The following is a 9,302-nucleotide window of genomic DNA, read 5'->3' as shown; positions in this document are numbered from 1 at the left end:
CCCTGATCCTTGGCGGTCTGCTGGAACGTGCCGGTTTCGGACACCGAGAAGGCGTCATTCTGCGCGTACAGCACCGCTACCTTCTTGATCTTGGGGTCGAGCTTCAGGGCCTGCTTGATGGCCGCCGGAGCCACCACCGAGACGGGCGCCGACACGCGGGCAATGTACTCACCAATCTGCGGAATGCCCTTAGCGGTGTTGCTTGGCCCCAGCACCGGCACCTTGGCGCGGTCGGCGATAGGGTCGGCGGCGAAGGCCTGCTGCGAGAGGGTCGGGCCGACAATGGCAACCACATGATCCTTGTTGATCAGGTTTTGAAAGGCGTTAATAGCGCTGTTCTCGTCGCCCGCCGCGTCCTGAAAGACCAGCTTGAAGGGCGTGCCGCCAATCCCGCCGCGTCCATTGAGAAACTTCTCGGCGGCTCTGGCCCCGATCAGCTGTTCTTGTCCGAAGAGAGACACGTTACTGGTCTGGGCCACCGCAATCCCGATTTGAATAGGGGTATCGACTTTCTGAGCGCCAGCGAACCCCACCAGGGCCGCCGTTAAGGCTGCCGCAAACAATTTGGCCTGTTTCATTTTTATTCCTCCTGTCGGTCCATGTTCAGCCGCGCTAGGGCGGCACGTGGAAACACGCCAATATAAAGGTTCGGGTCCAGGCCGGGTGAAGTGGCCTGCGGCACAGTCAGGGGGAACTCACGTCGCCCAAAAATGAGAGCAAAGGTTCGGCAGCCGCCCCAGACGGTCGCCCTAGACTGTACCCATGACCCGCCCCACCTCGGCCCGCCAGCCCACCCGCAAACTTCTGGTGCTGACCCTGGAACGCACCGCCGACCTGCTGGACATCCTGGGCGCAGATGAGTTTCGTTCACGCGCCTACCGGGGCGCCGCCCGCAGCCTGGAGGCACTGACCCAGCAAACCCCCGAACTGCTGGCAAAGAACTTTGCCGGGATTCCCAAAGTCGGTAAGGGCATCGCCGCCGAGCTGACCGACTTTGCCCGCACCCATACCTTTGCCCCGTACGAAGAGGCCGCCGCGCAACTGCCGCCGGGTGTGCTGGAACTGCTGGACGTGCGCGGGCTGGGGCCGAAGAAAATCCGTGCCCTGTGGCAAGCCGGAATAGAGTCGCTGGAACGGCTGCGCGAGGCGGGTATCAGCGGCGAACTGGCCGCCCAGAAGGGCTTCGGGGCCAAAAGTGCGGCGACCATTCTGGAGAATGTAGAGTTCCTGTTCGAGGCGCGAAAGCGGCAGCTGCTGTCTACCGGTCTGGCCACGGCACAGGCCCTGCTAGGCACGCTGGACGGTTTGTCCCCCCGGATTTCCGGCGACGTGCGGCGCGGCCTGGAAACGGTGCGGGTGGCGCGGGTGACGGTCACGGGCAGCGCTGGGGACGTGCAGCAGCGGCTGCCAGGGCTGCAACAGATTGAAGGCAAACCCGTCGTGGCAGGCGAGCTAGACGGCGTTCCTGTTGAAGTGGCCTATGCCAACGCCGAAGCGCGCGGCGCACTGGACTTGCTGATGACCGGCAGCGCCGAATACCGCGAGCAGCTCCAGGCTCAAGCGGCAGCAAAGGGCTATGACCTGACCGGGCGCGGTCTGCTGCGCGGCACCGAAGTGATGCCGATGCCCACCGAGCAAGACGTTTTCCGCGAACTTGGTTGGTCTACCCCTCTTCACCTGCCCGGGAGGGATACCGCGCAGCGAGGGCGAGGGGGAGGCACGCCGGAAACGCAGTCTCAAGCGGCCTCCCCAACTCTGGCCTTGCGCCCCCCCGAGTACCGCGAACCCGAACACGACGCCCTCTGGCAAACGCTGCCGCCCGCCGCCGAGCTGATTCAGGTGTCTGACCTACGCGGCATGATTCATACCCATTCCACCTGGTCCGATGGGCAGGCCAGCATCGCTGAGATGGCCGCCGAAGCGGTGCGCCTGGGTCACGAATTCCTGGGCACCGCCGACCACAGCCGCGCCGCGCACTATGCCAACGGCCTGAGCATCGAGCGTTTGCAGGCACAACTCAAGGAGGTGCGCGAGTTGCAGGCGGCGGGCGTGCCGCTGGTGGCAGGCAGCGAGGTGGACATCCTCGAAGACGGCTCGCTGGATTTCCCCGACGATGTGCTGGCCGAGCTGGATTACGTGGTCGCCAGCGTTCACAGCGGCTTTACCCTCGACGCCGCCAAACAGACCGAGCGCCTGATTAAAGCCGCGTCTCACCCGTTGGTCACGGTGCTGGGCCACCCCACCGGGCGGCTGTTGCTGCGGCGTCCCGGCTACCCGCTGGACATAGACGCCGTGCTAAGGACGTGCGAGACCGCCGGAACAGTGGTCGAAATCAACGCCAATCCTGCCCGGCTTGACCTCGACTGGCGCGACGTGCTGCGCTGGCGCACTCGCCTCAAGTGGGCCATCAACACCGACGCCCACGTTCCCGGCTCCCTGACCGATGCCTGCTACGGCGTGGCGGTGGCGCGAAAGGCGGGCCTGACTGCGGCGATGGTCGTCAACACGCTGACCCGCGAGGAATTCCTGACCTTCGTGGCGTGGCAGCGCCAGCAGCGTACGCTGAGTAAATAGGTCTATAGCTACCGGGTGTAAATGAGGCTGTCATACAGCTTCCGCCAAACCTGTCTTTGTGCCTCCGTACCCCCGCTCAGACTGAATCCAAAACGGCCCGGTTCAATCGGCAGCTTGTATAAGCCCGTTTAGCCTTGCCTTGTGCGCCCCCGGAACGTCACCACTTTGCCCCCCACCTCCCCGATTTCCTTTACCGCGTCGGCAAAACGGTAACCCACCTCTTCAGGCTTGTGGGCGTCGCTGCCCAGCACGAAGGGAATTGCGCGCTCAGCCGCCGCCCGCACCAGATTGGGGGCCGGGTACGCCTCGGCTACGGGCTTGCGCCAGCCCGCCGTGTTGAAATCAAGGGCCAGCCCCGCCGCTGCAATGGTGTCCAGGGCGTGCAAAGCTGCTTGCCCTTCCGGGTCGCAGTGGCCGAACTTTTTGGGCAAATCCAGGTGCCCGATGGAATCGAACAGACCGGAGCGGGCGGCGGCGGCGGCCAGAGCGTAGTAGTCGCGGTACAGCCCGCTCAGGTCGCGCTCGGCGTACTCGTCCACGAATTCCGGGTTATCGAAACCCCACGCGCCCAGGTAGTGAATACTGCCGATGACATAGTCCCACTCGTGCATTCCCAGCACCTTTTCCACAAACTGCTCGGTGCCAGGATGAAAGTCGGCCTCTAGACCCAATCTCACGTCTAGCCGCCCGGCGAATTCCTGCTGCACAGCCTGAATTTCTCCGATGTACTCCGGCAACTGCTCCAGCGACATGCGCCACGGGGCGTCGTACCAGCGCGGCATAGGCATGTGGTCGGTAAAGCAAATCCCCGCGAGTCCGGCGTCCAGAGCAGCCTGGGCATACTCGCGGGGCGTGCCCGTCGCGTGACCGCACAGGGGCGTGTGGGTGTGCGCGTCGCTGAGAGAGGAAGCATTTGCGGTCATGCCTCAGGGTAGCGGGTTCAGCCAGCCTTCAGCGAACCTGGCTGCCGGAAAAACAGCCTGCGCTGCCCGCAACATCCCGGCCCCTTTGGGCGCAGCATAAGACTGGCTTTTAGACCTAGTTTAACTCTTCGCGCCTTACGGCAGACGCCTACCTGACAATTGGTTTCTACGGTGAGAGGGATGAAAAATATGAAGCCTTCGCTGTTTCTCCCGGGTCTTGCCCTGACGCTGGGCGTCACCTCCTGTGCGCCGACCATGAGCGCCCAAAACAGGGCCGTCAAAAGTGTGGTATTCAGCAATACCCCCGCGCCCCAGAGCGACGAGGAAATGCTGAGCACGTACACCAAGTCGGTGGCGACTGTCACCTACGCCGACGGCAGCACCAAGGATTTTCCGCTGACCTACGACGTGCTGTTCAAGAACACCGACCAGATCAACACGGTGAACGGCAAGACCTATCAGGCCGGACAGCTCTTCGACGCCAAGATGAACCCGATCATGGACAAGAACGGTGACCCGGTGGTGGCCGAAACCGCCGACGGCACCAGTCTGCTGAACGTGGGCGGCAAGCCTTACCTCGTCAACCACTGGGAATACGACAACATCCTGGCAAACGGCCAGGAAGCCTACAAGGTCGAGGGCTGGTACTCGCGGATGCCCATGGAAATGAGCCTGAGCAGCCTGAAGCAGGGTGCAGACGGCAAGTTCAGCGTCGAGCGCCAGACCAGCGTGGACTTCAGCAGCGTGGGCGGCGGCTGGATCTTCTGTGCGGGCGGCACCACCCCCTGGAACACCCACCTGGGCGGCGAGGAAGACTACGACCTGTACTTCGTGCCCGGCGAAAAGGCCTACAAAACCACCGAAGCGGGCCTGAAGGCCATGAACGAGGTCTACTTCAAGGGTGAGAAGCGGGCCAACCCCTACGACTACGGGTACCCGATTGAAGTGGCGGTTAAGCCTGACGGCGGCTACGACGTGACCAAGCACTACGAGATGGGGCGCGGCACCTGGGAAATTGCCCGCTTCGCCAACGACGGGCGCACGGCGGTCTACGGCGACGACGGCGCGTACTCGGGCATCTTCATGTTCGTGGGCGACAAGCAAAACGACCCCAAGGCGGGCGGCAACCTCTACGCCGCCAAGTGGCAGCAGACCAGCGACCAGAACGGCGGCGCGGCTAACATCAGCTGGGTTCGCCTGGGCCACAGCACCTACGCCGAGATCAAGGCGCTGCGCGATAAGGGCCTGACCCTGGGCGACATCTTCGAATATTCGCTGGAAGCCAAAGAAGGCTTCAAGCCCACCCGCGCGGGCAGTGCCCAGACCATCTGGCTCAAGCTTAAGCCCGGCATGGAGCAGGCCGCCGCGTTCCTGGAAACCCGCCGTTACGCCGCCTACCTGGGAGCTACCACCGAGTTCACTAAGGGCGAAGGCGTGACCTTCAATGACGCCGACAAGAAGATGTACTACGCCATGAGCTACGTGCAGACCAGCATGAAGGCCGAGAAAGACGTGCCCGCCGACGACGTGCAACTGCCCGAGAACAAGGCGGGCGCGACCTACACCTTCGAGCTTTCGGGCGGTCAGAAGGACACCAGCGGCAACCCGATCAACAGCACCTATGTCGCCACGCGCACCTACGTCGAGCCGGGACTGCTGGGGCATATGCTCGACAAGGCCGACGCCCAGGGCAACACCGCCGACGTGAACGCCATCGCCAACACCGACAACCTGTACTACTCCGAGGCCATGAAGACCCTGTTCATCGGTGAGGACAGCGGCAACCACGTCAACAACTACCTGTGGGCCTACAACGTAAGCACCAAGAAGCTGAGCCGCATCATGACGCTGGCGGCGGGTTCGGAATCCACCGGCCTCAACGTGGTCGAGAGTATGGGCAACTACGCCTACATCACCAGCAACAACCAGCACCAGGGCGACTGGCTCGCCAGCCAGCCCAAGGAACAGATCGACCGCCTCGAAGCTCTCGCCAAGACCAAGTGGGGGGCCAACAAGTACGGCGTGCTGAACTACAAACTGCAAAACAGCGTCGGCTACCTGCGCGGCCTGCCTGCCGTCAGGTAATACGGCTTCGGATTGAATCCAGCAGTTTCGCCTTCAATCCGAGCTAACGCGAGTAGGTAAGAGTAGCTCTGAGCGGCAGCGGAGGGGGTCTGGGGAAAGCGCCCAAACCCCCTCCGCTTCTACCGGAAGCTACTTTTTTCTTTCTCGCTTCGCCCGGTCAATCTAAAGAGTAACTTCGTGTACCTAGTTCGCCCCGCTCGCTCCCTCCCCTTCTAGAGAGGGTCAAAAGAGCAGGGTCTTTATGCAAGATGCTGTAGTACGGCCTGCCGATTAAACCGCGTAGTCTAGCGACTTAGTTCTAGCAGAGGCGAGTAGAAAAAGCGGCGTGTTTTGGCGTTATAGATGGAAGCGTAGGCGGTGCCCTCTTGACCAGAGCGGTACCCAGGATGGGGCCTGACCGCCTCTTGGTCAGAACGGGCACCCATGAAGGGGCCTGACCGCCTCTTAGTCAGAACGGCACCCATGAAGGGGCCTGACCGCTTCCTGGATAGGCTGGAATTAAGCGGAAGTACGTATAGAGAGCGCGGGGCAGGTGGCCTGAAGTTCCCCTTTTTTAGCCTTTCGACCCACCGGAGAACTCTTATATGGCTCTACAGAAAAATCAGTGGCAGCTCCTTGGCGGCGCGGCGCTATCGGCAGTGCTGGCGGGGGCATTGTTCGGCGTTCAGGCGCAGGGTAGTGGCCCGGCCCGCCTACCGCTGCGGGGCGACTTCATCAGCCGGGCCACCTTTCCTAACCAGCACGCCCACATTCCGGCGCAGTGTTACGCGGAAACCAGTTTCGGCACCCAGAACGCCTGCCAGTATTGCCACACCAACGGGGTCGCCCAACTCGATCTGGGCAACAACAACCCGCAGGCGGGCGACAACCCCAACATCGGCAACTTGCAGGCCGAGTACGCGTTCGGGGCCTACGACTACCCGCGTGTGCAAAATCCCAGTGTCAACCCCTGGGACAACGTACTGCACCCCGAAGTGCTTCAGCAGCTGCTTAGCGCCGAAGGCCAGCGCCCCGCCGGGTGGGATATGCAGGCGTATATTCGCCAGGACAACTGGCGGGCCGCTTACGCCCAGCGTCCCGGCCCGGCGCAGGACTGGGACGGCGGCAGCGACTCGCCTTACCGACTTTTCCCCTCGCTCTCGCCCGACGATCTGCCCGCCCAGGCCGACGGCTATGTGCGCTCGGCAGCCCAGACACGCGGCGTGTTCCGCGACGACCAGTTTCACAATGGGCACAGCTGGGTGACCGGCTGGCGGGCCATTAACTTTATGCCCTACGGCATTTTTACGCCCCAGACGGGCAGTGTCTCGGGCGTGTACATCCGGCTGCCGCAGCCCTTCATGAAAGATGCGGCGGGCCGGTTCGACCTCGCCACCTACAGCCGCAACCTTGATCTGGTGCAGCGTAACGTACAAGACCGCCTCAGCGGTGAAACGGCGTATGTCGGGGCGGCTTCGGGCATTCAGATTGTGCGCGGGCAGTACCCGCTGGGCACCGAATTCGCCCACCCGCTGCATTACGTGGATTTACAGGCCGACGGCTCCGATAAAACCATCAGCCCTTTTCCCGGTACCCGCGCCCACCGCGTCAAGGAAATTCGGTGGATGTACAAGAGCCGCGAGTGGCACCCCGACGAATTCGGGCTGGCGATCAAGGAAGAGTCGGCTCCGGTGTACGCCAGTCGTTCGCAGGGCTGGATTGACAACGGCGTGGGCTGGCTGCTGGGCGGTTGGATCGAGGACAAAACCGGGAATCTCCGCGCCCAGACGCCCAGCGAGCTAACCCAGTGCGCCGCTTGCCACTCGGGCAACGTGCGCCAGTCTGATATCGGCCAGAACTCCACTTTTACCTCTGGCACAGGCAATACCATCGATTCCACCTGGGCCATGCCGAGGCAACTGTCGGGCGCGGCAGGCTGGCACGAGATGGATTATTTGGGTTACAAAGCCCCCAAAAACGGCGCGGCGTTCGGCACCCTCAGCACGCCCGAACCGGTCAACCGGGGCAAGAACGTGGGCGAGTACCGTTACTTCCTCGACCATGTGGTCGGCGTGTCGCTGTTCGGCAATATGCCCGCCAGCGTGGACCACTTCCTGAACGCGCAGATCACGGAGAAAGGGGGCTACAGTGCCGACTGGCCCGCACTGGACACGGAAGTGAAAGGCAAAAATCCGGCGGGCGTGAAAGCCGCGCAGCAACTCCGGCAAAAGCTGATGCGTGAATTCACGGCGCGGGGGGCGTACCTGAACCCAGACGGGGCCGTTCGCTCCGAACTGTTTGTGCCTACCCAGCCGGACGCGCTGGAAACGGCCCGGCGCTACCGCTCGGTGGTCGCTACCCAGCGCTACGACTTCGGCAAGGACATCTTTCCCGAAACGCCCTTTACCTACCGCTACTTTCGCACGCCCGACACGGCTTTTACGCACCAGAACGGCCAGGCGTACCAGCCCGGCGAGGTCATCACCGACCGACCGGTAGACGAAACGCCGCGCAACCTGACCTACGGCCTTGGCCTGACGCCTACCCTGATCGACCCCGAGAAGCCCGCCACCCAGGGCGGCAATTTCGTGCCTGATTACGTGCCGCTGCTGAAGTGAGGCCAATGCTTGGAACGTGGAATACTTGCTGCCCTCCCTGGCCTCCCCTTCCTGCGGAGCTTTTCAGGTCTGCAAGCAGCCGCGCAAGTCCATACCGCTAAACCCGTATCTTTATCTACTGGCCTGCGCCCGGACTGAATCCGAAACGGCCCGGTTCAGTCGGCAGTCCGTAGTACAAAGCCCTGAAAAGTGACCAGTGGTCATTTAGTTTAGAGTGGGCAATTTTTTGACCCACCATTTGCCCCCGAACACATGAAGCACCAGTCCCAAGGCGATCAATAAGGCTCCCAGCACCTTGCCTGCCGGAAATCCCTCGTGGAAGATAACGGCGCTGGCCATCATCCCGAAAACCGGCACCAGCAGCGACAGCGGCGCGACCTTCGATGCCCCGTGGCGCTGAATGAGGGTGGCCCAGATGCCGAATCCCACCACCGTGTTTCCCAGCCCCATAAACAGTACGGCGGCCCACAGCGGCCAGCTCCCGTGCGTCAGGCTGTGGACAACCGGCCCCCAGCCCGCCGTAAGGCCCGCCAGGATAGTTAGCGGAATAGGCGGAATCAGGGCACTCCAGACCACCAGACTGAACACGTTGGCCCCGCCCGAGGCCCGCACCAGCAGGTTGCTGCACGCCCAGCCCAGCGCCGCCAGCAGGGTCAGGAGCAGCGGAAAGGCCGGAACGTCGCCGCCCGCCAGTAGCCCGATCAGGCCCATGCCCCCAAAGGCCAGCGTCATCCCGGCGGCCTGCCAGGGCATGATCTTCTCGCCAAACACGCGGGCGGCCAGCAACGCCGTAAAAAAAGCCTGAGTCTGCATCAGCAAGCTGCCCATGCCCGCGCTCATGCCCAGCTGAATGGCGAGGTACAGCAGCCCGAACTGAATGACCCCCGAGGTCACGCCGTAGCCCCACAGGATGCGGGCGGGCACCGCCGGGCGCGGCACGAAAAACACGGCGGGCAGCGCGGCGACCAGAAAGCGCAGGGCTGCGACCAGCAGCGGTGAAACGTCATGCACCGACCATTTAATAACCACAAAGTTGATGCCCCAGATAAAGGTAATCAGTAGCGCCAGCAGCAGACTGCGGGCGGTCATGGGCTGGTGGAGCGGGGCGGTCATGCGGGGCAGT

The 9,302-nt window shown here is 62.9% G+C and carries 6 protein-coding genes; 3 read left to right on the top strand and 3 right to left on the bottom strand.

What is annotated here, in order from left to right; translation table 11 throughout:
- Positions 1-578 (bottom strand): ABC transporter substrate-binding protein (locus QZ269_RS02585; protein WP_291423995.1); only part of this gene is annotated, 578 nt, incomplete at its 3' end.
- A gap of 184 nt (positions 579-762) precedes the next feature.
- Between QZ269_RS02585 and QZ269_RS02580 the strand changes: the two genes are divergently transcribed.
- Positions 763-2,574 carry a DNA polymerase/3'-5' exonuclease PolX gene (locus tag QZ269_RS02580; protein ID WP_291423993.1) on the top strand — a complete coding sequence of 604 codons (1,812 nt, stop codon included), beginning with the start codon at positions 763-765 and terminating at the stop codon, positions 2,572-2,574.
- A gap of 128 nt (positions 2,575-2,702) precedes the next feature.
- Here the strand turns inward: QZ269_RS02580 and QZ269_RS02575 are convergent, their stop codons facing one another.
- Positions 2,703-3,497: a histidinol-phosphatase HisJ family protein gene (locus QZ269_RS02575; protein ID WP_291423991.1), complete on the bottom strand. Its 795-nt coding sequence runs from the start codon at positions 3,495-3,497 to the stop codon at positions 2,703-2,705.
- Positions 3,498-3,686: 189 nt separating this feature from the next.
- Here QZ269_RS02575 and QZ269_RS02570 point away from each other — a divergent pair, with 189 nt between their 5' ends.
- Complete coding sequence (locus tag QZ269_RS02570) at positions 3,687-5,582, top strand: alkaline phosphatase PhoX (protein WP_291423989.1); 1,896 nt, start codon at positions 3,687-3,689, stop codon at positions 5,580-5,582.
- Between the two features lie 584 nt (positions 5,583-6,166).
- On the top strand, positions 6,167-8,179 hold the full coding sequence (locus tag QZ269_RS02565) for a hypothetical protein (protein WP_291423987.1): 2,013 nt from the start codon (positions 6,167-6,169) through the stop codon (positions 8,177-8,179).
- A gap of 204 nt (positions 8,180-8,383) precedes the next feature.
- On the opposite strand, the gene QZ269_RS02560 is transcribed toward QZ269_RS02565, so the two are convergent.
- The gene (locus QZ269_RS02560) at positions 8,384-9,292 is read right to left on the bottom strand and encodes an EamA family transporter (protein WP_291423985.1); all 909 of its coding nucleotides are present in this window, start codon (positions 9,290-9,292) and stop codon (positions 8,384-8,386) included.
- Positions 9,293-9,302 lie beyond the last annotated feature (10 nt).

This window comes from Deinococcus sp., from assembly GCF_018260405.1.
Taxonomy (GTDB): Bacteria; Deinococcota; Deinococci; order Deinococcales; family Deinococcaceae; genus Deinococcus.
Note: the sequence above shows the minus strand (reverse complement) of the source record. Positions and strands in the feature narration are given on the sequence as shown.

What these genes read in the sequence shown, in the direction of transcription:
- QZ269_RS02580 (WP_291423993.1), top strand. Translation starts at nt 763, where the DNA reads ATGACCCGCCCCACCTCGGCCCGCCAGCCCACCCGCAAACTTCTGGTG.
- QZ269_RS02575 (WP_291423991.1), bottom strand. Translation starts at nt 3,497, where the DNA reads ATGACCGCAAATGCTTCCTCTCTCAGCGACGCGCACACCCACACGCCC.
- QZ269_RS02570 (WP_291423989.1), top strand. Translation starts at nt 3,687, where the DNA reads ATGAAGCCTTCGCTGTTTCTCCCGGGTCTTGCCCTGACGCTGGGCGTC.
- QZ269_RS02565 (WP_291423987.1), top strand. Translation starts at nt 6,167, where the DNA reads ATGGCTCTACAGAAAAATCAGTGGCAGCTCCTTGGCGGCGCGGCGCTA.
- QZ269_RS02560 (WP_291423985.1), bottom strand. Translation starts at nt 9,292, where the DNA reads ATGACCGCCCCGCTCCACCAGCCCATGACCGCCCGCAGTCTGCTGCTG.